General features: G+C 65.6%; 40 protein-coding genes. All 40 read left to right on the forward strand.

Features of this window, described 5'->3' with window-relative positions; genetic code table 11:
* The 40 genes from ABZT74_RS06070 to ABZT74_RS06265 all read left to right on the forward strand — a co-directional run bounded on the left by ABZT74_RS06070 (position 1) and on the right by ABZT74_RS06265 (position 20,622).
* On the forward strand, positions 1-246 hold the full coding sequence (locus ABZT74_RS06070; protein WP_356433542.1) for a hypothetical protein: 246 nt from the start codon (positions 1-3) through the stop codon (positions 244-246).
* Positions 247-303: 57 nt separating this feature from the next.
* Entirely contained in the window at positions 304-984 is a 681-nt protein-coding gene (locus ABZT74_RS06075) for a hypothetical protein (protein ID WP_356433543.1), read from the forward strand.
* Between the two features lie 409 nt (positions 985-1,393).
* A complete protein-coding gene (locus ABZT74_RS06080; RefSeq protein WP_356433544.1) occupies positions 1,394-1,879 on the forward strand; it encodes a hypothetical protein in 486 nt (161 codons plus the stop codon).
* A 129-nt stretch (positions 1,880-2,008) separates the two neighbouring features.
* On the forward strand, positions 2,009-2,728 hold the full coding sequence (locus ABZT74_RS06085) for a hypothetical protein (RefSeq protein WP_356433545.1): 720 nt from the start codon (positions 2,009-2,011) through the stop codon (positions 2,726-2,728).
* Positions 2,729-2,971: 243 nt separating this feature from the next.
* Positions 2,972-3,775: a hypothetical protein gene (locus tag ABZT74_RS06090; RefSeq protein WP_356433546.1), complete on the forward strand. Its 804-nt coding sequence runs from the start codon at positions 2,972-2,974 to the stop codon at positions 3,773-3,775.
* Positions 3,772-4,353, forward strand: coding sequence for a hypothetical protein (locus tag ABZT74_RS06095; protein ID WP_356433547.1), 582 nt, complete (start codon positions 3,772-3,774; stop codon positions 4,351-4,353). The genes ABZT74_RS06090 and ABZT74_RS06095 overlap by 4 nt, the downstream gene beginning before the upstream one ends.
* Positions 4,350-4,523: a hypothetical protein gene (locus tag ABZT74_RS06100; protein ID WP_356433548.1), complete on the forward strand. Its 174-nt coding sequence runs from the start codon at positions 4,350-4,352 to the stop codon at positions 4,521-4,523. The genes ABZT74_RS06095 and ABZT74_RS06100 overlap by 4 nt, the downstream gene beginning before the upstream one ends.
* Positions 4,517-4,735 (forward strand): hypothetical protein, encoded by a 219-nt coding sequence (locus ABZT74_RS06105; RefSeq protein ID WP_356433549.1) that lies wholly within the window; start codon positions 4,517-4,519, stop codon positions 4,733-4,735. Before ABZT74_RS06100 ends, ABZT74_RS06105 begins: the two co-directional genes overlap by 7 nt.
* 70 nt (positions 4,736-4,805) lie before the next feature.
* Positions 4,806-5,162 (forward strand): hypothetical protein, encoded by a 357-nt coding sequence (locus ABZT74_RS06110; protein WP_356433550.1) that lies wholly within the window; start codon positions 4,806-4,808, stop codon positions 5,160-5,162.
* Positions 5,159-5,377, forward strand: coding sequence for a hypothetical protein (locus ABZT74_RS06115; protein ID WP_356433551.1), 219 nt, complete (start codon positions 5,159-5,161; stop codon positions 5,375-5,377). Before ABZT74_RS06110 ends, ABZT74_RS06115 begins: the two co-directional genes overlap by 4 nt.
* A 168-nt stretch (positions 5,378-5,545) precedes the next feature.
* On the forward strand, positions 5,546-5,917 hold the full coding sequence (locus tag ABZT74_RS06120; protein WP_356433552.1) for a hypothetical protein: 372 nt from the start codon (positions 5,546-5,548) through the stop codon (positions 5,915-5,917).
* Entirely contained in the window at positions 5,914-6,090 is a 177-nt protein-coding gene (locus tag ABZT74_RS06125) for a hypothetical protein (RefSeq protein ID WP_356433553.1), read from the forward strand. The genes ABZT74_RS06120 and ABZT74_RS06125 overlap by 4 nt, the downstream gene beginning before the upstream one ends.
* The gene (locus ABZT74_RS06130) at positions 6,087-6,335 is read left to right on the forward strand and encodes a hypothetical protein (protein WP_356433554.1); all 249 of its coding nucleotides are present in this window, start codon (positions 6,087-6,089) and stop codon (positions 6,333-6,335) included. The genes ABZT74_RS06125 and ABZT74_RS06130 overlap by 4 nt, the downstream gene beginning before the upstream one ends.
* Positions 6,332-6,529 (forward strand): hypothetical protein, encoded by a 198-nt coding sequence (locus ABZT74_RS06135; RefSeq protein ID WP_356433555.1) that lies wholly within the window; start codon positions 6,332-6,334, stop codon positions 6,527-6,529. Before ABZT74_RS06130 ends, ABZT74_RS06135 begins: the two co-directional genes overlap by 4 nt.
* Complete coding sequence (locus ABZT74_RS06140) at positions 6,526-6,843, forward strand: hypothetical protein (protein ID WP_356433556.1); 318 nt, start codon at positions 6,526-6,528, stop codon at positions 6,841-6,843. The genes ABZT74_RS06135 and ABZT74_RS06140 overlap by 4 nt, the downstream gene beginning before the upstream one ends.
* A gap of 2 nt (positions 6,844-6,845) precedes the next feature.
* A complete protein-coding gene (locus tag ABZT74_RS06145; RefSeq protein ID WP_356433557.1) occupies positions 6,846-7,139 on the forward strand; it encodes a hypothetical protein in 294 nt (97 codons plus the stop codon).
* Positions 7,136-7,828: a DNA methylase gene (locus tag ABZT74_RS06150; RefSeq protein ID WP_356433558.1), complete on the forward strand. Its 693-nt coding sequence runs from the start codon at positions 7,136-7,138 to the stop codon at positions 7,826-7,828. Before ABZT74_RS06145 ends, ABZT74_RS06150 begins: the two co-directional genes overlap by 4 nt.
* Entirely contained in the window at positions 7,825-8,244 is a 420-nt protein-coding gene (locus ABZT74_RS06155; RefSeq protein ID WP_356433559.1) for a hypothetical protein, read from the forward strand. Before ABZT74_RS06150 ends, ABZT74_RS06155 begins: the two co-directional genes overlap by 4 nt.
* A complete protein-coding gene (locus ABZT74_RS06160; RefSeq protein ID WP_356433560.1) occupies positions 8,241-8,654 on the forward strand; it encodes a hypothetical protein in 414 nt (137 codons plus the stop codon). Before ABZT74_RS06155 ends, ABZT74_RS06160 begins: the two co-directional genes overlap by 4 nt.
* Entirely contained in the window at positions 8,651-8,824 is a 174-nt protein-coding gene (locus tag ABZT74_RS06165; protein ID WP_356433561.1) for a hypothetical protein, read from the forward strand. The genes ABZT74_RS06160 and ABZT74_RS06165 overlap by 4 nt, the downstream gene beginning before the upstream one ends.
* Entirely contained in the window at positions 8,821-9,363 is a 543-nt protein-coding gene (locus ABZT74_RS06170; RefSeq protein WP_356433562.1) for a hypothetical protein, read from the forward strand. Before ABZT74_RS06165 ends, ABZT74_RS06170 begins: the two co-directional genes overlap by 4 nt.
* On the forward strand, positions 9,356-9,715 hold the full coding sequence (locus tag ABZT74_RS06175) for an endonuclease domain-containing protein (protein WP_356433563.1): 360 nt from the start codon (positions 9,356-9,358) through the stop codon (positions 9,713-9,715). The genes ABZT74_RS06170 and ABZT74_RS06175 overlap by 8 nt, the downstream gene beginning before the upstream one ends.
* Positions 9,712-10,014: a hypothetical protein gene (locus ABZT74_RS06180; RefSeq protein WP_356433564.1), complete on the forward strand. Its 303-nt coding sequence runs from the start codon at positions 9,712-9,714 to the stop codon at positions 10,012-10,014. Before ABZT74_RS06175 ends, ABZT74_RS06180 begins: the two co-directional genes overlap by 4 nt.
* A 101-nt stretch (positions 10,015-10,115) precedes the next feature.
* Positions 10,116-10,850: a hypothetical protein gene (locus tag ABZT74_RS06185; RefSeq protein WP_356433565.1), complete on the forward strand. Its 735-nt coding sequence runs from the start codon at positions 10,116-10,118 to the stop codon at positions 10,848-10,850.
* A gap of 151 nt (positions 10,851-11,001) precedes the next feature.
* The gene (locus ABZT74_RS06190) at positions 11,002-11,412 is read left to right on the forward strand and encodes an HNH endonuclease signature motif containing protein (protein ID WP_356433649.1); all 411 of its coding nucleotides are present in this window, start codon (positions 11,002-11,004) and stop codon (positions 11,410-11,412) included.
* A 10-nt stretch (positions 11,413-11,422) separates the two neighbouring features.
* Positions 11,423-11,695: a hypothetical protein gene (locus ABZT74_RS06195; protein WP_356433566.1), complete on the forward strand. Its 273-nt coding sequence runs from the start codon at positions 11,423-11,425 to the stop codon at positions 11,693-11,695.
* Entirely contained in the window at positions 11,692-12,438 is a 747-nt protein-coding gene (locus ABZT74_RS06200; protein ID WP_356433567.1) for a phiSA1p31-related protein, read from the forward strand. Before ABZT74_RS06195 ends, ABZT74_RS06200 begins: the two co-directional genes overlap by 4 nt.
* A gap of 74 nt (positions 12,439-12,512) precedes the next feature.
* Positions 12,513-13,256 (forward strand): phiSA1p31-related protein, encoded by a 744-nt coding sequence (locus tag ABZT74_RS06205; RefSeq protein WP_356433568.1) that lies wholly within the window; start codon positions 12,513-12,515, stop codon positions 13,254-13,256.
* A 71-nt stretch (positions 13,257-13,327) separates the two neighbouring features.
* On the forward strand, positions 13,328-13,480 hold the full coding sequence (locus ABZT74_RS06210) for a hypothetical protein (protein WP_356433569.1): 153 nt from the start codon (positions 13,328-13,330) through the stop codon (positions 13,478-13,480).
* Positions 13,477-13,671, forward strand: a complete 195-nt coding sequence (locus tag ABZT74_RS06215; protein ID WP_356433570.1) for a hypothetical protein — start codon at positions 13,477-13,479, stop codon at positions 13,669-13,671. Before ABZT74_RS06210 ends, ABZT74_RS06215 begins: the two co-directional genes overlap by 4 nt.
* Positions 13,671-13,976 carry a hypothetical protein gene (locus ABZT74_RS06220; RefSeq protein WP_356433571.1) on the forward strand — a complete coding sequence of 102 codons (306 nt, stop codon included), beginning with the start codon at positions 13,671-13,673 and terminating at the stop codon, positions 13,974-13,976. The genes ABZT74_RS06215 and ABZT74_RS06220 overlap by 1 nt, the downstream gene beginning before the upstream one ends.
* Positions 13,976-14,224, forward strand: a complete 249-nt coding sequence (locus tag ABZT74_RS06225; RefSeq protein ID WP_356433572.1) for a hypothetical protein — start codon at positions 13,976-13,978, stop codon at positions 14,222-14,224. The genes ABZT74_RS06220 and ABZT74_RS06225 overlap by 1 nt, the downstream gene beginning before the upstream one ends.
* Positions 14,221-14,358, forward strand: a complete 138-nt coding sequence (locus ABZT74_RS06230; RefSeq protein WP_356433573.1) for a hypothetical protein — start codon at positions 14,221-14,223, stop codon at positions 14,356-14,358. The genes ABZT74_RS06225 and ABZT74_RS06230 overlap by 4 nt, the downstream gene beginning before the upstream one ends.
* Complete coding sequence (locus tag ABZT74_RS06235; RefSeq protein ID WP_356433574.1) at positions 14,355-14,543, forward strand: hypothetical protein; 189 nt, start codon at positions 14,355-14,357, stop codon at positions 14,541-14,543. The genes ABZT74_RS06230 and ABZT74_RS06235 overlap by 4 nt, the downstream gene beginning before the upstream one ends.
* Before the next feature lie 9 nt (positions 14,544-14,552).
* Positions 14,553-14,765 carry a hypothetical protein gene (locus ABZT74_RS06240; protein WP_356433575.1) on the forward strand — a complete coding sequence of 71 codons (213 nt, stop codon included), beginning with the start codon at positions 14,553-14,555 and terminating at the stop codon, positions 14,763-14,765.
* Positions 14,766-15,166: 401 nt separating this feature from the next.
* Positions 15,167-15,475 carry a hypothetical protein gene (locus ABZT74_RS06245; protein WP_356433576.1) on the forward strand — a complete coding sequence of 103 codons (309 nt, stop codon included), beginning with the start codon at positions 15,167-15,169 and terminating at the stop codon, positions 15,473-15,475.
* On the forward strand, positions 15,472-15,681 hold the full coding sequence (locus ABZT74_RS06250; protein WP_356433577.1) for a hypothetical protein: 210 nt from the start codon (positions 15,472-15,474) through the stop codon (positions 15,679-15,681). Before ABZT74_RS06245 ends, ABZT74_RS06250 begins: the two co-directional genes overlap by 4 nt.
* Positions 15,682-15,761: 80 nt before the next feature.
* Entirely contained in the window at positions 15,762-18,278 is a 2,517-nt protein-coding gene (locus ABZT74_RS06255) for a phage/plasmid primase, P4 family (protein ID WP_356433578.1), read from the forward strand.
* A complete protein-coding gene (locus ABZT74_RS06260; protein ID WP_356433579.1) occupies positions 18,275-18,706 on the forward strand; it encodes a hypothetical protein in 432 nt (143 codons plus the stop codon). The genes ABZT74_RS06255 and ABZT74_RS06260 overlap by 4 nt, the downstream gene beginning before the upstream one ends.
* Positions 18,703-20,622: a DNA polymerase gene (locus ABZT74_RS06265; RefSeq protein ID WP_356433580.1), complete on the forward strand. Its 1,920-nt coding sequence runs from the start codon at positions 18,703-18,705 to the stop codon at positions 20,620-20,622. Before ABZT74_RS06260 ends, ABZT74_RS06265 begins: the two co-directional genes overlap by 4 nt.
* Positions 20,623-20,649 lie beyond the last annotated feature (27 nt).

A 20,649-nucleotide genomic window follows, 5' to 3' on the forward strand; every position in this document is an offset into this window, starting at 1 on the left:
ATGTTCCGCAAGCTCACAGGATTCATCAACCATGCCGTCCTCCGCGCGTACGTCGCGCTCCAGGTCTTCGCGACGACAGAGCCCGTCCGGTTTCGTGCCTACCTGACGTCGCTCATCATCGCCGGAGGCGTCCTCGTGCCGGCCCTGGCGAACGAACAGCTTGCGCAGGCGCTCGCGGGTGTCGGCGCCGTCGCGCTCCCCGCAGCCATGGCGGAGTACACCCGGTCGAAGGTGACGCCCGCCTAGCAGTGCCGCAGCCCCCTGTGTCTTCGGATGCAGGGGGCTTTTGGCGTAGGAGGAGACATGGATCTGAGTGACAGCAAGGTCAGACGGCGCGTCAACAAGCGCTTCCGGGAGAAGCGCATTCCGGCGAAGGCATGCGGGAAGTGCTTCGTCGTGAAGGGGCATGCGGCGTTCAGCGTGGCCAGGCGTGAGAACGATGGACGGGCGTCTGTCTGCGCTGCGTGCAACCGTGCTGGAGTAACCATATGGAACGCCGCGAACCCCAGCCGCAGGGCCGCCAATCGGCGTCAGTGGCGCGCGGCAAACCGGGATCGGAAGGCCGAGACGGACCGCCAATGGCGGATAGCCAACCCCGATAAGGTCCGTGCTTACAGTCAGGCCACGGAGGCGCGTAACGCCCTCGTCCCCACCGAGCCCTTCACCGCCAGCGACCTCCGTCATGATTGGGAGGAGCATGACCTCTACGCCTGTGTCTACTGCGGTGGCTCCCTACCCGACGGCTACGACGTAGAACACTTCTACCCGAAGTTCCCTGACGACGAGGAGACAACGCCCGCTGGCCCGCACGCCCTCTGGAACCTCGTCCCCTCCTGCGCCCCCTGCAACCGCGGAGTAAACGGAAAGCACAGCCGCGAGCCCTGGCAGTTCCTCCGCGACTCCCTCGCGGAACAGGGCGTAGACCTGGACGCGTGCTTCGCCACCCTCGACGCGATCGCGGCTCGACGTCGTCGCAAACCATGATCGTGTCACGCCTTACAGTTACTAGTGGGGAGGGGTGTATGCGGGCGACCCTACTGAAGCCGCGCCACAGCGGAGCCCCTCCCCTCCTACGTCCTGACGTCAGCCTCACTCCCGATCCCTGTGACGAAATCTTTACCACTGGTCTAGACCGAAGCCCCGTCTTCCCACCTGGGAGGACGGGGCTTTTTGCGTTTCCATGAAGCGTGAAACGACTATCGGATCTGACCATCCGAGTTGTGCCGGACGACATAGCTCATATACTCCGCCCATGCCGACCTCACCCGGCCCTCTACTACAGGCGCTCGACGTCCTGTGGATTCGACTACGCGAGGGCGTCCCAGATCTACCACCCATGCGGCCGGCGGTGTCCCCAACACCGCTACGTCAGGACCATGGCTCCCACAGATGGGTGCGAGAGGACGACGGGGCTGTCACGGGCCTAGTCGTCAGCGCCGCACTCCTGCAAGAGGGACCGGAAACCGTCGTCGAGTTCGTACTCCACGAGGCCGCGCACATTCTCAACTGGACGCGCAACGTCAGCGACACCACCATGCGCGGCGTGTACCACAACGGGAGCTTCCTATCAGCCGCGGAGGAGGTGGGCCTCCATTGGCCTGACGGTGCAGCACGGATCAAGGGACGTGGCTACTCAGAGCCAGTGATGAGCGACGCCGCGAGGGAACGATACGCGTCCGACGTCGCGTCGCTGACCGAAGCCATCCCCCAGGTACTCCCACACCTCGTCGTCCCCGTCGTGACGACAGGGGGGAGGCCAGGACGGCTAACCCTCCAATGCCAGTGCGACCCGCCGCGCAAGGTGCGCGTAGGAAAGACCGTCGCGGCTCTCGGGCCTATCACCTGCGGAATCTGTAAGGCGGAGTTCACAGAGGAATGATCAGCGGAGCTACCGTGGGGTAAGGTCTAGCAATAGTCAGTGCCTCACGGTACTCTCAGCCCGTCAGCCATGTGTCTTCGAGAGGTCATGATGAGCCCTAAGGATGTCGCCCGCAGGGATGCGCACGACGTGGCGCCCGTCACCGACGGATTGCCAGCCCTCCAGCTCGAAGACATTCAGGACGAGACAACAGAGCAACTCATTGCGCGCGGTGCCGCCTACGTACGTGAGTACGCGCAGATCGAACACCGTCCCACGATCCTCGCAATGAACATCGCCATGGTGCTACTCGCCATTCGCCGCAACCATGGTGACTGGCTTGGACGCTCGTACGACTACAGGCAAGTGGCGGGGGAGGTCTACCGTCAAGCCAACGTGCGTGACGGTGACCAGCTAGTACGCCTCAAGACGGCTGTCCGATACCACGTCGGGAACCTGCTCAGACGGCAACTGACTCCCCGTGAGCTGAAGAGCCTTGAACTGCTCGACTCCTCACCCATTGAGCGGCAGCAGGACCGACGCGCGGTGGACGCCGTCATCCTCAATGCCACGCGCATTGCCACGTCCGCTACAGCCTCCACGCCAAAGCCAGCGACCACCGGGACGGCCCTGAAGGACGAGGTCGTTCCCGAGCAGGGCGGAGGAGCCGGCTCGGGAGTCAAAGCCACGGCCGATCACCTTCGTTTGGCTGAGGTGGCCACCAACATCCTCGCTCAGATGAGCGTTGGCGTCATCGATGACCACATGACCGCCGGACAGCGCGCCAAACTGGACGAGTACCTGACGTCGCTCCAGAAGACCATCACCTCACTGCGCCGGCACACTAAAACCCCCAGGTCAAAGGGCTGATCGACGTCCGACGTCGATCGCGTCCTCGTCCTCCAAGGTAGCCAGAACGTCAAACTAGCCCCTGTTTTTCACTCTCTATAGATCGCGTTAGAGAGAGAAGGAAAACAGGGGCTAGTTTGACGTTCTGGTGCACAGTTTGGCCCACGGGGCGGACGACGAGGAACTTCGAAATCCCGCGTCACATCGCGTCCTGATTCCCCCATAACCCATGTGTCAGCAGAGTGCGACGACACAGGAGGCCGCATGGCCGGAGTCAGTACGATCAAGCGCGGAGACTCGCGTTTCTACATCGACCCGAACGACGGTGACATCAAGGTCCCGGGCGTGACGTCTGTCGGCAGCATGCTCCCGAAGGACTTCCTGACGTTCTGGGCAGCGAAGGAGGCCGCGGAGGCGGCTGTCTCCAACTGGGACATCGTCTCCCAGCTCATCGAGCGCGACCCGAAGGGCGCCGTCGACTACCTCAAGAACGCGCACCGGCGGAAGTCGAAGGCCGCGAGCGATCTCGGTACGGCCGCTCACGACTACTTCGAGCGGCTCGCCCGCGGGGAGACGGTCCACGACCGGCACGTCCACATGGACGTCAAGCCTCACGTCCGGTGGTTCCGCGAGTTCCTCGACGAGGTGCAGCCGGAGTTCCTCTACCTCGAAGAGACGGTCTGGAGCGACACCCACAAGTACGCCGGCTCGTTCGACGCCATCGCGAAGGTGGACGGTGAAGTCGTGATTCTCGACTGGAAGACCTCGAAGTCGATCTACGACTCCGTGGCGCTCCAGCTCTCCGCCTACCGCTACGCGGACCGCATCATCCTGGCGGAGTCCGGCGAGAGCGTACCCGTCCCTGAGATCGTCGGAGGCGGCGCTCTCCACGTCCGTCCGGAGGGTTGGGCCCTCCATCCCGTCCAGTGCGACGAGGAGGTCTTCGCGACGTTCCAGCACCTCCGCGGTGTTTTCGACTGGGAGAAGGGCGGAAAGAAGGGCGTCATCGGCAAGCCGATTGCGTCGGGCGGGGAGTTCGTCACCGGCACGCAGAGGCGGGCGGCATGACGGGGCGCTATGCATCGACGGCCCTAGCCCTAAAGGGGACGTTCGAGGAGGCCCGTAAGCCGCTCCTCGAACTGCGCGGGGACCTCATATCGGCATACCAGGTAATCGACCTGACGCGCCGGCTGGAGGACGCATCGTTTGCGGCTCTGTATGCCGAGAACGCCCGCGGGGGTGAGGCACGTCAGGTCGTGGCGGAAGTTGCTAAGGCGCTGTCCGTCGACAGTGACGAGGGTCCGGGACATCGCTGGGATGTCGTCAACATGCGACGCACCGTCGACCGCGCACAGGCTCTTGCCGACGACCGGGACCGCTGGCAGCAGGAGGCGGAGAACCAGGCCAAGGAAACGGAGCTGTGGCGGACGCTCTCCCAGCGCCAGGACAACACGGCGCCCCTTCGTATCGAGCTAGCCGCCATGGAGCGCGAGCGCGACCACTGGCGTAGCCGGTACGAAGGCGCGCAGGCCAACGCGGAGTATGTGCGCCACGAGTACACAGCGCCGGACGAGGTCGAGCAGATGAAGGCCGCCATCGTCCGACAGGCTCAGGAGATCTCGCTACTGAGAGGGGAGGCGCCATGAGCAAGTACGGCGAAGGCGTCGACGAGCCTTACGCACACACCGGGCTCGTGAGCCTCACCGTCCGGGACTACGACGGGCGCGCCGTTACCAGCATCGCTCCCGACGAGGCCCGGCTCCTCGGGCTGCGACTGATCAAGATGGCCGACGAAGCGGAGGCGCAGGAATGGTGAAGCAGCAGCCGAGCAGCAGCGCAGTAGTCATCGGGTGTGTGGTGGGTCTGGCCGCCCTCCCTGCGGAGGCATGGCTCCTCATGCTCGTCATCGGAGCCGTGCACAGCGTGGCTCTCGTCGTGCCGGCCGTCGGGTTCGGCACCGCGATTCTGTTCGTGATCGGCATCAACATGCTGACGGCCTACTCGCGGAAGCTCTTCCGCCGCAACTAGCGCAAGGCACACACGCGGGGCGTCCACACCGGGCGCCCCGCTTTGCATGCATGCCCAAAGGGGAGAGGGAATGGCCGACTACGACATGAACGTCTACTACAACCCGGAGAAGCACGGGCTGAAGGTGCTGGGGGAGATCGACACCGCAGACTCCTATGAGTTCTGCATGCTCGTGGTGTGGGAGCGCGAGGAGGACGGCGCACTGTTCTGGGACACCGACTCTGGCTGTTCTTGCCCGTCACCCTTCGAAGACGCGGACTCTGTCGCGCAGCTCACTCGCATCGACGACGCGTCGGAGTTCGCGAGCGAGGCGCGGAAGTGGCTGCGTGAGTCGTCCTACTCCGGCGTGATGGCAGACGACCGTGACGCTCTTGAGCGACTGATCCGCAAGGTGCAGCGCAAGGCGCGGAAGGTGGCAGCAGCATGAAGGTTCTCCGCTACTGGCCGGTGGCCCTTTTCATCCTGGCCGCCGTACTCCTCGTCGCCGCTTGCGACGACCCGAACGCCCCTGCGTCGCCCTCGTCCGTGGAGATCGAGCACCACTACCACCACTACCCGTCGCACCCGAAGACCGTGAAGCCCCGCGCGAAGGTCAAGGCGCCGGCGTACCGCGCTCCTTCGAGAGTAGGGAGACGGCGCTAGTGGCGACGGAAGAGGACATGCGTAGTCCCAACTGGTGCCACCGGCACGGCTGCATGCGTGGCCAGTGCCCCGAGCCGGACTAGCGCCAACCACACACGCACCACCTCAGCCCCCGGTTGCTTCGGCGCCGGGGGCTTTCGGCGTGTAACCACCCGAGAGGAGTGTTCAGTGAGCATCACAAGCGACGACGTTATACGGACCCTTCGTGAGGTTGTCGACGAGCAGCCTGACCACGTCTACCAGCGACCGGCGGACATGGACGGAAGCGAGCCATGCCTGTACGTGCACACCGACGAAACGGGAGCGCAGGTTCCCGGGTGCGTGGTGGGCCATGTCGTCAGTCGACTCGGAGTCAGCCTGAGCAACGTGGCAGACCACGAAGGAACCAACGCCAGTGGTCTTTTGGAGGTGCTGCGCATCTCCGTTGGCGACGACACCGCGGAGTTCCTGGACACCGTCCAGGGTCATCAGGATCTCGGCTTTTCGTGGCGCGAAGCACTCATGAGGGCCGACGAGGAGAAGGCGGGGACAGAGCTGTGATAAACGGCGGACGCACCATTCACACGGCCGACGGATCGTCGGTCACCATCACGCCCCGCGGCATCGAGTACGACCTCCACGTCCGTGACGCAGCCGGCCGGACCATGGCCACTGTCGCCATGAACGCTGACGACCTGGAGGCGCTGCGCCTGGACATGGCGGATGCGGCATGAGCGCCCAATTCGTCGACAGGGACGGCGACACCTGGACGCGCGACCCGGAGTCGGGCGAATACTTCAACCGCCACGTACATAGCGGGCGCACCCTCAGCGAGCTGCGCACGGAGTGGGGCCCGCTGTCGGTCCGCGAGGGGGATTCCGGCCGGCTCATTCCCGAGGAGGAGCACCGGACGACGAGCATGATCCGTCGCATCATCCGCGAAGAGCTGGACCGACGCTTTGGCCCGGTGACGTCATGAGCGAGCGTGGGGACGAGCTTCGCAACGACGAGATCAGCGTCATGAAGGACATGCTGGACGAGTTCGCGGACAAGCTCCGCCACTACCCCGACGCCGAACTCCACTGGGACGCGGCCGACTTGGCAGCGTTCGAGCGGCTGTCGGTGCGGAACATGGCGGAGGCTCGGGCCGCGGGGTTCTGGTGGGCCCGATGACAGCGCGAGACACCCTCGTCACGACCCTGGAGAGCCTCTTCGCGCGCACCCGCAACGGGCGCATGGACGCGCACCGCGCGGAGGCGGAACGGCTCGTCGACGAGGCACTGAGGGAGCAAGCCGGCGCACTGTCTGAGGGCTTGCTCCACGTCGCGGACTCCGGCCTGTGCTGCGTGAGCCAGGTCGACGGCATGTGGGAAGCCGCGGAGCGTTTGGGCGACGACTTCGACGCTCTGATCCGGGCCTCCGTCGAGCGCGCGGAAGAGAAGCGTAAGGCACGCCTGTACCCGTATGACCTGGAGGTCAACGTATGAGCATGGCCGCACTCGTCGGGCTCGGAGCGCCCGAACTCCCCACCGGCTACTTCTACCGCGTGAAGGAGGACCGTTACGCGGGGGTCGAAGTGGAGGTGCGCGAGCAGAGGAATTGGGGCTCACGTCTCGTAGCCGGCGTGTGGGTCGACCCGACGGAGTTCGACGACATGGCGCCCGCGGTTGTCGACGCCTGTCACCGAGTCTGCGACGCCGCAGCGCAGACCATCGAGACCCGGGCGAAGTACGTCTCCCTGCGCGCGTTCCTGGGGGACCACGATCCGAAGGGCGGAAAGTGACGCTCTACCGAATCGCAGATCTCTACTCCTGCGCAGGCGGCGCCGGTTGGGGATACGCGCGGACCGGACGCCTGAAGCCCACCGGCTACGACATCGTGGACCGTCCGCGCTACCCGCTCGACTTCGTCCAGGCGGACGCCGTGGAGACACTGAAGCGGATCATCGCCGGCGACATTGTCGTCGACGCCATTCACGCGTCACCCCCGTGTCAGAAGCGGTGCTCCCTCACGCGCGGCACGAACGCGCACCTTGCCGACCGGTACAGCGACTTCTACCCGGAGACCCGCGAACTCATGGAGGCAACCGGCCTCCCGGGAGTCATCGAGAACCCGTCCGCTCGACCTGACGTCGTGCTGTGTGGCGAGATGTTCGGGCTAGGGGTAATCCGTCACCGGAACTTCGAACTCGTCAACTGGACGACGGACTTCAACTACAAGCGCGACCACAAAAAACACCGTGGACGAGTCCGCGGCTACCGGCACGGCGAGTGGTTCGACGGCCCGTACGTCGCTGCCTACGGCAACGGTGGCGGTAAGGCGTCCGTCCAGGAGATGCAGGACGCCATGGGCATTCACTGGACCGATGTGCGTGAGGAGCTTACGGAAGCCATTCCGCCGGCCTTCACGCACTGGATAGGTGGGCGGCTCGTCGAGCACTTGGACGCAACGACTCTGGAGGTAGCGGCATGACAGACACACCCAAGGATGCCCGCGGCGTAGACATCCACGTCGGAGCCACCTGCGTCTACGGCGCCGGAGTTGGCCGCTCCATCGCCCTCGTGGAGGCCGTGGTCGACGGGTTCACTGACGCCGGCCGCGTATGGCTGAAGGTCGTTCGTCGCTCGTACGGCGCCACGACGTGGGGAAAGCCCCGGGATCGCGTCCACGTCGGTCCGGACCGGCTTGTCATCGTCGAAAGGCTGCCTGACTGCGATCTCCCGACGGACCTGGAGAAGGCAGAGGAGAGCCGACAGGATCGCATCCGGTCGTACCGCGAGGGCATTGCCAGCCTGGAGGCAGGCGGGGAGGTCCCCAGCTACATGGGGTCGCGTGACGAGGCGTTGGCGTACTACCGCGAGTGGCTCGCAGAGCTGGAGAGCCGGTGAGCTACACACTCGCCGACGCGATCCGTGCGGAGTTTGAGCGCACCCACCCGCGGGGGAAGAACACGCTCCTGTGTGACGGCCGTTGCCGGCGTCGCAAGGACCGGAACGACTTCCGCGAGACCCCGTGGCACGGTCGTGCAGCGCAGTGCAAGAGCTGCGAAGGCACGCGCTACACGGACGAGCTGAACATCCGTGACCGGTGGCTCCTGGAGCAAGAGCGGGAGCGGACGCGGATGCATCGGCGCCACATCGCATACCTGCGCATGCGCCGGATCTTCGACCACGTCCCCGCGTCGGCCGACGCACTTCGCGAGATCGAAGAGCCCTACATGCGTGCCGTCCAGCGCGCTAGCGAGAGGTGGAAGCGAGCACTCGCCTTCGCCCTGACGACCTACGAGGAGAGTCAGTGAACAAGTTCCTTGCCGGAGCCGTCCACGCCCTGTGGGCGGCTCAGTACGACCGCGAGCCGGACATGGGCGTCGTTCAGTCGTACCACACGTACGTGGCCCTGATGTGCCCGCACACCGTGGCGCCCATGGTCCCCGAGACCCTCCGCGGGCCGAAGTGGGGGAAGCGATGATCCCGTACCCCGGAGACTTCGCTCTGACGAAGATCCACGGCGTCACGGGTGCCTTCGTCAACGCCGGCCAACACCTCGTGGGCGACGGCTCACCCGTGCAACATGCCTTCGTCTACGTCGGCAACGGGGAGATCGTCCAGGCCATGCCCGGCGGGGCGGAACTGATCCCGCTGGAGGAGGCGAACGCCCCCTACATCTGGTCGACGGGACGTATCCCGCTGACGGCCGCGGAGCGCGTGCGCATCGTCGGCGCCGCGCGTGGCCTCGTCGGGACGCCGTACTCGTTCCTGGACTACGGCTCCATCGCGCTCGCGCACTTCCGCATCCGGCCAGCGTGGGTGCGGGACTACGTCGCGGATAGCGGCCACCTGATTTGCAGTCAGTTGGTCGACGAGGCGTACCTCCGCGCAGGCGTTCACCTTTTCGACGACGGCCGGCTCCCGGGCGACGTGACGCCGGGGGATCTGTGGTGGCTCCTCCAGGCGGATCGGCGTGTGACGTCGACGGATCGGGAGCTGTGGGGGTTGGCGCATGGGTGAGCTACCAAGGGGGATCCGCGAGTGGCCCTGTGTGCAGTGCTGGTCAGAACTTCGGTGGACCACTCGGGGAGGCAACAGACGTCGAATCTGTGCCGAGTGCGCCCCATCAGAGCGGTGGAGAGCCCTCGTCCGTCGGTACGGGGTCGACAAGGCGATGCACGACGCCATGTACTTCGACCAGGACGGCGCTTGTGCAGTCGGTCCATGCACCCGTGAAGCGAGAGTAGTGGACCACTGTCACAACACGGGCAGAGTCCGCGGTCTCTTGTGCCAAGGGTGCAACGTGGCAATTGGGTTCGTGGAGTCCGAAGCGTGGATCACGGCCGTCGGCGCATACGTGGAGGCAGCATGACCACGGCACGCCGATACCGGCTCGCATGGCTCTCCGCCCGTCGACGTGCCGCGGACGAGGCTAACTTCGGCCTTGAGGCCCTGGACCGGGAGCGGGAGAAGTACGCCGTCCTGCGCCGCGCGTACCTGCGCTCTGGCGAAGGAATCGCTGACCTCATGGCGGCGCTCGTCGAGCAAGGGAAGGAGTTGGAGGAGGTCCGTCAAACGACTGACGCTCCTCCGCGGCTGGAGTGCGTCGGCACGGAGGAGGACGGCGGCACCATGTGGCAACTCGTCGGGTCGGGCATCAAGATCCGCTGAAAGTCGCGCGTCACATCGGGTCCCGATTCCCCCATAACTCATGTGTAAGGCCGAGAGGCCGCACACGACACGCACACTCACCTCACGAGAGGCACTCACGTATGGCTAACAACCTCCGCAGCATCTGGGACGCCGACCCCGACGCCGCTCCTAAGGAGCGATCCTCCTTCTCTGACGACATTGTCGGCCGATTCCGTTCCGGTCGTCAGGTCAACGGCATCCCGGAGGCACTGAGCAACTGGCGCGTGACCACCGGGGACCCGGAGGTCGCGGCCGGCATCGTGGAGCTTCTGGGCGGCGTCTCCGAGGAGTGGGAGACGGACAAGGAAGACAACCTCCAGGTCCTCACCGACGCGCCGACTGTCCGCATCGTCATCGAGCCGGACACGCTCGATGCGAGCTTCAAGCAGTTCGTTCCGGGCGTCGGCATGACGCACCACTGCGACGGGTTCGCGTTCCTCTCCCCGGAGGAGGACAAGGGCAAGGCGTGCAAGTGCCCGACCCTGATCGCGGAGCGGAAGAACGAGGCGAGCAAGGGCCGTGGTCCGAAGCCGTCCGTCGACGTCACGTTCCGGCTGACGGACGCGTACGACCTCGGCAAGTTCCGCTTCAACTCCGGCAGTTGGAAGCTCGTCGAAGTCCTCGGTCCGCTCTTCGCGGAGCTGGACAAGTACGGGGATCAGCAGGTGGAAGCGACACTCACCATCGAGAACGTGACCTACACCCCGCAGAAGGGCCCGCGCGCCGGCCAGGAAGTCAGCTACAACAAGCCGGTCATCAAGATCTTGCGCGCCTACGAGGCCGCGGGTACCGCGGACCTGGCGAAGGCCGCCTGACCAACCGCAGCACATCGCCCGCTCCTCCCGAATTGCGCTCGGGAGGGGCGGGCGTTCGCACGATTCTACGCACAGAGGGGGTTGAGTGGGAGGCGTGAGTTTCGCTTCCGTCGATGGGTTTCCCGGGTACGTAGTCAGCAGCGATGGTGACGTGTACGGGCCACGGAAGCGGCTGCGTAGTCACCCAAAGCGTGGGGGGTATCTCCACGTTGGCCTATACCGGGACGGGGAGCGGAGATCCCGAAGCGTTCACTCGTTGATCGCCGAAGCCTTTCACGGCCCGCGACCGTCCGACGAGTACGACGCCGACCATGTGAGCCGGGTGCGGACTGACAACTGTGCGAGCAACCTTCGGTGGCTTCCGGCGTCAGAGAACAGGCGGTTTGGCGGTGGCGGTAAGGGAGAGGCCAACGCGAATTCTCGCCTGATGGTGTCGGACGTCCGAGAGATCCGCAGGCGCCGTGCGCTGGGGGAGCAGTGCACGGCCTTGGGCGCTGAATTTGGGGTCACGAAGACGATGGTTTCGTTCATCGCCCGTGGCAAGAGCTGGTCACACATATGAGGAGAGAGCCATGAGTAAGGGTCGCTTGTGCGATTACACCGGAGCCGAGATCCGTCCCGGGGTTCTCGTCTCGTACGCGTCGCGACAGGGCAACGTCGTCCGCTTGTCGGAAGGCGTCGTGCAGTCGTTGGAGAGCAACAAGGCTGCGGGGCTCATCGTCCCGAAGGTCAAGGTCAAGCCCACCGGGCGTGACTCCGGGTTCATCGCCCGCAAGACACTGGCGGTTCAGACCGTCGCCGCGGACCGCATGGTCGTCATCGGGGACACGGAGGAGAGCAAGTGAGCGAGACATTCGAGGTAGGTCAGCAGGTCCGCATCGGTGATCACGCGGACGGCGAGATCACCTACGGCCCCTTCCCCAGTACTCACGGGACGTTCACGGGCTACGTGGTCCGTACCGACGCCGGCGAGCGGTTGCAGCGGGGGAATGACCTCGTCGCGATCCCCGAGCCTCCGAAGTTCAGCGTCGGGGACAGGGTGACGTCGACCATCGGCTCTAACCCCGAGGGCTTGCTCGTCGCTGGCCCCTTCGTGTCGACGTTCAGTGGCGGCAACTTCTGGGTGGTGGAGCGGGACGGCAAGCACACGGCGCCTCCCGAGGAGGGGCTGACGAAGGTCGTCAAGCCTGAGCCGATCAAGGCGGGTGACAAGGTCCGCGTCACGGACGACGACGGGGGCGGGCGGAACCGCTTCAACGGCCGTGAGGGCGTCGTCATCAGCGTCGCCGCACACTCGTCGCTCCCGTACCTCGTCAAGTTCGGTGACGGAGAGGGCTACCACGGCGACGTCAACGGTACGTGGCACTGCGGGGGCGTCGAGCGCATCGAGCCGGCCGACACCTTCAAGCACGCGGGCATCACGTACGACCTCACCGCGAAGTACACGGACCGGGACGGCGACGTCTGGACGCTCGCGCGCTTCGGCGACAAGGTCGTCACCGGCGCCACGCACGGTGAGACCCCGGACGCGGACAGTACGTCGCTGGAGTTCATTGTCGGGCGCTGGGGTCCCCTCACCCGCGTCTGACCAACCCCGCCCCACGGCCCCCGGGCATCGATGATCCGGGGGCCTTTGCGTGCAACACTCACGGAGGAGAGAGCATGGAAGCGACGTTCAAGGCCGGCGACAAGGTCAAGCACTTGGAGCGCGGGGAAGTCGAGATCACCTACGGCCCCTACACGAACTCGTGGGGCGCTGAGCGGTACCTCGTACGGCTCGCGAACGGGCGCGAGACGGCGACTGACCCCGGCACGCTGGCCGTCATCCCCGAGACCCCGAAGTTCGCCGTCGGTGACAAGGTGGAACACCGGACCTTCGGCGCCGGAGAGGTCGCCTTCGGGCCCTTCGACCACCACAGCGGGGCTGACACCTACCTCATGCGCGACGCGGAGGGGAAGCACTCGCTCTCCTTCGCGGAGGCGCTCACGAAGGTGGAGCCCGCGCCCCTGAAGGTCGGTGACCGAGTCCGTGTCGTGGAGGACGACGAATACGCCCGGACTGGTGAGTTCGTCGGCAAGGTCGGCACTCTGAAGACCGAATACGACCCGAACAACCGACTCCGTTACCTCGTCGAATTCGGCGACGGCTCCGGCAGGCACGGCGACGCAGACAACGGTACCTGGAAGGTCGCTTCCGTCGAGCGCGCGGACGAGAACACCTACACCCACAACGGCGTGACGTACGACCTGTCGGCGAAGTACACGGACCGGGACAACGACGTGTGGACTTTCGTCCGCTTCGGAGACAAGGTTCGCGCGGGTCTCGGGTTCACCCCCACATCCGCCTACTCCGGTGACTCCCTCGAACTGGTCGTGAATGAGTACGGCCCCCTGCGCAAGGTCTGATCCTCAGCCCCCGGTGACTTCGGTCCCGGGGGCTTTCGGCGTAGGGAGACCCTTCGAGCTTGGGAGAGAGCATGGCGAAGTTGGTAGCGCCGGAGACAGTGAACATCGAGCTGACGTCTGGCGAGCTGGAGATCATCCGGACCGGGCTACGGCACACGGTTGTATACGGCACCGTGGAGGAGGAGGACCGGGCGAAGTACCTGCTCGCGGACCTGGCGCAGTGAGCGCACTCCACGTCATCGACGACGCCAACGCCCCCGCACTCGGGGACATCCGCGACGCCGGCCCCGACGACCTGATCTACATCCGTCCCGCAGCAACGTCCCGGCGCGACTTCCCGAAGTACTGGGAAGCCGCGGGGGTCGCGCTGAGTCGGGGCGCGCAAGTGGTTGTGCTGAGACGAGAGGAGAAGTAGTGGCCACGCGCAGCTTCACCCGCGAGCAACTCGAAGAGATGGGCGTCCCGCATGAGTGGGACGCGGAGCCGGGCAAGGAAGCGGAGATCCTCCGCGATCAGCAGACCGACACCCGACGGTGGGTGTCCTGGCACGAGTGCCTCTTCCGCGCACCGGATGACGGCAAGGTCTACGCCGTCGACTATCAGCGGGGCCTCACGGAGTCGCAGGACGACACGGATCTCTGGGACGACGAGGACACCGTCAAGGCCGTCGAGATGGAGTCGTTCGAGATGACCGTCACGGAGTGGCGGGAGGCCGCCTGATGGGCGTCTTCGACGGCGACGTCTATCGCATTCGATCCCGCATGAAGCACAACATCGGTGGCCACACCGTCGAGACTCACGCCACCCGTTACGCGGACACGGAGCGCGAAGCGCGGGACGTAGTCGACGACTGGCGGGACTACGGCGTCGACGCCATACAGGTCGACCACCTGATGTTTGCGCACTCCGGGCGGGACCCGGGCCTGTCGTTCGGGGACTACCACGGAGACGGAGAGGAGGACGAGTGACCCGCGAGCCCAACACGGTCATCGTTCGCGCCGTGCCCGACCCGATCCCCGTCGAATTCCCCCTCTCGCGGTGCGCGTATGCCTCGTGGCCGTGGCTGACGGAAGAGTTCATGAAGGAGCTGGAGGACGGATGAGCTACATCAACGTTCGTGAGCTGACCATCCCGGAAGGCGAAGACGTCGTGAGTGTGCGGCTCGATGCCGACGCCGACCACTCTTGGACCGACGGCGAGGAGCTGGGCGCCGCATCCGAGATCATCGCGCTTGTCCGGGAGCTGGACAACGGCGAAGCCCTCGTTATCACTCGCGACATCTTCTAAGGAGAGCACGTGTTCCGAGTAGTGCAGACCGTAGAAGCCTTCCGCTACCCCGTCGGCAAGATCTGGGGACCGTACGACGAAAAGGCGGACGCGGACGAGCGGGTCTCCACCCTCCGCAGCTTCCGCGGTGACGGCGTCATAGAGGAGGGTGAGTTCGGCGCCCCGTGCGGCATCCTCGTCAGTGCCGGCGGAGGCGGTGGGGGAGTTCTGGCGCTCGCGTGACGGTCGTGAACGTCCGGTGACGTCGGAGAACATCTCGCGAGCAGCCGTAACTCGCACATTCTTTCGGAGTTGGTCCTCTTACTAGACCGTGCGAGCGGGTATGACGTGCGCACGTGTACAGAGAGGCGACGGCATGGGCGCGAACGAAAACCCCGCAGATCGTCAGCGGAGCGAAGTGAGCCGGGAGAACAGGCTCGTCTACAAGGGGGAGACCTGGCAGGTTCAGGCTCCCCCGACGGTCGTTGACTCTGACGGTGGCTGGGAACTTGTCGAAGTGTGGGTGACGAAGGAGGAGAGGACGTCTGGCTAACCCATCGAAGGCAAAAGGCACAGCGTGGGAGACGCTGTGGACCAACTACATACGCGAGCAGCACAACCCGGCGGCCCATCGGAACGTTCAGATGGGCCGTCTCGACATTGGTGATGTGTCGGGCTACTACCTCCACGCCGCGGAGCTGAAGGCGGAGAAGACGATCACGCTCTCCGACTACATCGCGCAGGCCAACCGCGAGGCTGTCAACGCCGGCCAACCCTTCGGCTGCGCGGTCGTGAAGCGGCGCATGAAGGGCGTTGCAGACGGCTACGTCGTCCGCGACGTGCGCACTGACGCGCGGCTCATGAACCGGTTGCGGGACATGGAGGAGGCGTTGAAAGACGCCGACTTCGACAGGTGGTTCGACATCGACGAAGAGCACCGGGAGGCAGCGTGAAGCGTAAGGCATACATCCCCTTCTCCGGGACGATCACCATCTACCAGGACGACGACGAGTACGAGGGCGGGAAGATCTCCGCGTCCGACGCTCGTGGGTGGATCTGGCATGCGCTCTCCCGTGGGGACAAGCACGCGGGCAACTTCGACGCGTCTGGCGGACCGGACGGAGAGGTCACGTACGAGGACTACAGCGAAGAGGAGTAGTCCGTAAGTCGTTTCACGCACACAGGGGGCGTCCTTCCGGGGGCGCCCCTTTTCGCATGACAACTGGAGAGGGGAGAACCTTGCGACTGTCCGAGATCCTGGGGCGGCTGAGCGGCGTAGAGGAGGACCACGACGGACATCTAGCGCTCTGCCCCGCGCACTCAGACCGGAATCACCCGTCGCTGAAGCTCACGCTGAAGGAGGGCGGGAAGCTCCTGCTCGTCTGCCGTACGGGCTGCGACAAGGGTGACGTTCTGGAGGCCATGCGCATGCGGGAGGCCGACCTCTTTGACGTCGTCAACGACATGGGCGCGCACACCATCTCAGCGAAGGTCCCGGAGTCCGTGGGCGTCGCGGAGATTGCTGGCCTGCGGATGTTCGTCGACGAGTGCGCCGACGCGCTGACGTCCATCGAGTACGACTCGGAGGAGTCGCAGGCGGCACGGGCCTACATCGCGGACCGGTTCGGACTGAGTCCCGAGCAGTGCGCGGACCTTGACGTCGGCTACTGTGCTCCTGGCCCCCGCGCTCAGCCGTGGCTAACGCGTGGCTTCACTCGCTACCCGCGCGTGACGGTCCCGCTCGCGGGGTTCGACGGAGTGATCCGTGGCCTCCAGGGTCGTGACCTCTCCAAGAAATGCCCCGCCCGGTGGGTGTCTCTCGCCAACCTGGAAGGACGGACGTGGGCGAAGTACGGCGTCCTGAGCGCCGGCACCGGCTATGACACCATCCTCGTCACGGAGGGCCCCGGGGACGGACTGACTTCCGTTGGGGTCGGGTACGACGCGCTCATCATCCGCGGTGCCGGACTGGCACGGAACGCCGTCCTCGTCGCGGAACTCGTGACGCACCTCCGCGGCCGTGACGTCATTCTCGCCTTCGACCCCGACGACGCTGGAGCGCGCGGTATCGGCGCACTGGCGACGGCCCTTGCGGAGGACGGCAACGCCCCGCGTCAGCTCCCCTTCCCGAACGCTGAGGAGGATCTGACGGACTGGAGGGAGCGCACGCCCGCGACCTTCGCCGCGGAACTGCACCGTGCGGTACGTGCCGCATCGGTAGTCGAGCTGGAGGACGACGCGACGCCTGCGTCCGCTCCCACTGTCCAGTCCGACACGACAGAGTCCGGTACGGACACCGCACTCCAGACCATGAGCCAGAGCGCGCGTGAGTCGTTTGACGCTACTGACGTCGGTCTGGCCGTGCGCCTGCGCGACTACATGCGACGCACGGGCGGGGGAGTGCGCTACGCCAGGGGGTTGGGCTACCTCGTATGGGACGGATCGATATGGGTCCAGAACACGGACGCCGTTCGGGAGGCTCTCCATCAGATGGGAGCCGAACTGATCGCGACGGGGACGGACTTCGAACGGAAGCTAGCCCTGAAGGCACTCACCAACCGGCACATCGACGGCATCCTTAAGGAGCTGCCGTCCGTCCCGGGCGTGCCTGCGTCGGCCGACTCCTTCGACGCCCGTCCGGAACTCCTCTCCGTGGCGAATGGGACGGTCAACCTGCGGACGGGAGCGATCCACGCCCACTCGCCGGCGGACCTGATCACGAAGCGGCTCGACGTCGCGTACAACCCCGCAGCACAGGCGCCACGGTGGGAGCAGTTCCTCGCCGAGGTGTTCCCGAAGCATCCGGAACTACCGGCGTACATGCGGCGGCTCGTCGGCTACGGGATCACGGGATCGACGAGTGAGCAGTGCTTCGCATTCCTCCACGGACAAGGGGCCAACGGGAAGTCTGCGTTCCTGGACGCACTGCTCTACGTCTTCCGCGGCGTCACGAAGAGCACGGAATTCAGCACCTTCGAGCAGCGGGTCAACGTCGGTCAGGCGAGCCCCGAACTCGCATCGCTCCGTGGCGCACGGCTTGTCACGGCGAGCGAGACGGAGAAGTACTCCCGGCTCGCGGAGGCACTGGTCAAGCAGCTCACGGGAGGTGACCCGGTGACGTGTCGATTCCTGAATCAGAACCCGTTCACCTACGTCCCGAACTTCCTGCTCATCGTCGCCGGCAACTACAAGCCCGCGATCCTGAGCCAGGATCTCGGGGTCTGGAGGCGCGTCAAACTCGTCCCGTTCGAAGCGACGTTCCGTGGCGCGAAGGCTGACCGGTCTCTCCCCGCAAAGCTGCGGGAGGAGGCGGAGGGCATCCTCGCGTGGGCCGTGCGCGGCGCTCAGGAGTGGTACGCGACGGGGCTGGAGGAGCCATCGTCCGTTGCCTCCGCCACGCAGGACTACCGGGAGAGCGAAGACCGGTTGGCGGAGTTCATTGCGGCTCGCCTCGTCCAGGAACCCGGCGCCCGTGTCGCTCCCATGGCCGTCCGTCGCGCCTACGCGGAGTGGGCGGAAGACGCGGGTCTCTCGCGGAAGGAAATCCTGTCCGGTTGGGCGCTTGGAGTCGAGCTGGAGAGCCGCGACTTCGTCAAGGACAAGCGCGGGAAGAGGTGGGGCTTCAACGGCATCCGCCTTATGTCGGACGCGGAGACGCAAGCCGCGCGAGCAGACGCGGAGGTCACAACGACGGACGACCCGGGTGACGCGGGCTCGACGGACATCTTCGGACAAGCGAAGGAGAGCGCAGCATGAGTGACACACAGGTCGTTTACGTCGTGACATCGGGCGAGTACAGCGACTTCACCCTTCGGGGCATCTTCCTCGACGAGGTGCGCGCGAACCAGTACGCCGACGAAATCCGCCGAACGTCCGATGACGTCGAAGTGGAGAAGTGCCCCGCGCACGGACCTGAGTTCGTCGCGGGCCGTGACATGTCGCTGTGGACTCAGATCGACGCAGCCACGGGCGATGTCATGCGGGAGTGGGGGTCGGAGAGATCCCGCAGTGCAAACCAGTGGGACGGCCAGTGCTCGACGTACGTCTACTCGTCGAGTCTTGCAGCGGGGCGGGTCCTGCATGTCACCGTGCACACAACGGCCGACATCAAGCAGGCGGAGCGCGCGCGTAAGTCTCATGCGGAACACGTCGCAAAGAAGCGCGCGGAGGTGATGGGGCTGTGAAGTACTTCCCGTACACCATCGCGGGCACGGAGACCATGACCCGCGTTCCGGAGACGCGTGCGGATCTCGACGAGTTCCGTCGGTGGGTCGAGCGCAAGGCCGTGGCCGGCGAGATGATCGGCGCGGACACGGAGACGACCGGGCTCGACACCTTCTCCCCGACGTACCGCCTGCGCACTGCGCAGTTCGGGGACAAGCGGGACGCGTGGGTCGTCCAGACCGAAGTGTCGGACCGCAACGCGGACACTGCCCGCTGGGCTATGGAGTCCCTGCCTCGTCTCGTCTTCCATAACGCCACCTTCGACATGTTGGTCTTGGACCGACACCTCGGGGTCCCGCTGGCGACGCTGGCCCCCAAGGTGACGGACTCAAAGATTATCGCGCACCTGTTCGATTCGCGACCCAAACACGAAGGTGGATGGGGACTCCGGCTCAAAGAACTCTGTGCGCGGGACGTCGACCCTGCGGCGCCGGACACGCAGGAAGACCTCACGGCCGTCTTCCGCTCCATCGGGGAGACGAAGGCCACCGGGTGGGCGAAGATCGACATCAACCACCCGACCTACCTCCAGTACGCCGGCTTGGACGCGATTCTCGTCTCCCGGTGGCTTCCCGTCGGGGAGGAGCGACTCCGCAAGGTCGGGGTCCGTCAGGCACTCGTGGACTTCGAGCACAAGGTCATGTACGTCTGCGCGCTCATGGAGCGCCGCGGGATGCTCGTCGACCAGGACTACGTCCGTCCGCTCGTCGAGCGGCTGGAGGAGGAGGCAGCACTCCACGCGGGGCGCGCGTCGAAGTACGGCGTGACGTCGGTGAACGCTCCGAAGCAAGTCTCATCTGCTCTCGTGGGCATGGGGGAGACGCTAACGGAGACCACTGACAGTGGGGCCCTGAAGGTCGACAAGGAAGTCTTGCAAGTCCTTGCCGACGTCGACCGCGACTGGGTCCGCATCGGAGCCCGGACGCCCAACCCCCTGGCGGACGCGGTTCTCCGCAGTAAGCGCGCGGGGAAGTGGTCGAAGAGCTACGGCGTCGCCATGCGCGACGGCATCGACGACGCCGGCCGTATCCACCCGAAGATCAACAGTCTTCAGGCACGCACGGCGCGCATGTCCATCTCGGGTCCTCCGCTCCAGCAACTCCCGTCGGGGGACTGGACGATCCGCCGGGCCCTGATCGCGGACGAGGGACACCGCATCTTCTCCGTCGACTACAGCGCCGTGGAGATGCGCGTTCTCGCGGCTCTGGCGGATGAGAAGACCATGAAGCGGGCCATCGCGGAGGGCCGTGACCTCCACGACTTCACCGCGGAACTCATCTGGGGTCCGAACTTCACGAAGGCGCACCGCAAGATGGGCAAGGGCGTGGGCTTCGGCAAGGTCTACGGAGGCGGAGCAACCACCCTGAGCCGCCAGACCGGAGCGCCCATCGACGAAGTCCGTTCGGCCGTCGCGGCGTACGACCGCGTGTACCCAGGGATCAAGCGGTTCTCGAACAAGGTCCAGCGGGAAGCGCGGGGCAGCGGATACGTGGTCATCACGCCCACGGGCCGACGTCTCCCGCTCGACCGTGACCGTGTTTACGCGGCCACGAACTATGCCGTCCAGTCGACGGCGCGTGACGTGCTGTGTCAGGCACTTCTCACCATGCATGACCGGGGCCTGACGGAGTACCTCCTCCTTCCGATCCACGACGAGGCTCTCGGCTCCGCGCCGGCGGACATCGTCGACGATGTGGCGCGGGAGGTCGGCGCGGCTATGGCGATGGACTTCTTCGGAGTCCCGCTCGACACCGACCCGGACGTCGGTGGGAGGTCGTGGGGGTCGCTCTACATGAAGACTCCTGACGGGAAGTACGACGCCGCTCTCCGCGCTCGCGAGGATGAGTGGTACGCGTCCGTGGGGCTCGCGGCGTGAGGCCCGCGCGTCTTGCTGCGCCAACTG

Source organism: Streptomyces sp. NPDC005302 (assembly GCF_040607345.1).
In the GTDB taxonomy this organism is placed as follows: domain Bacteria; phylum Actinomycetota; class Actinomycetes; order Streptomycetales; family Streptomycetaceae; genus Streptomyces.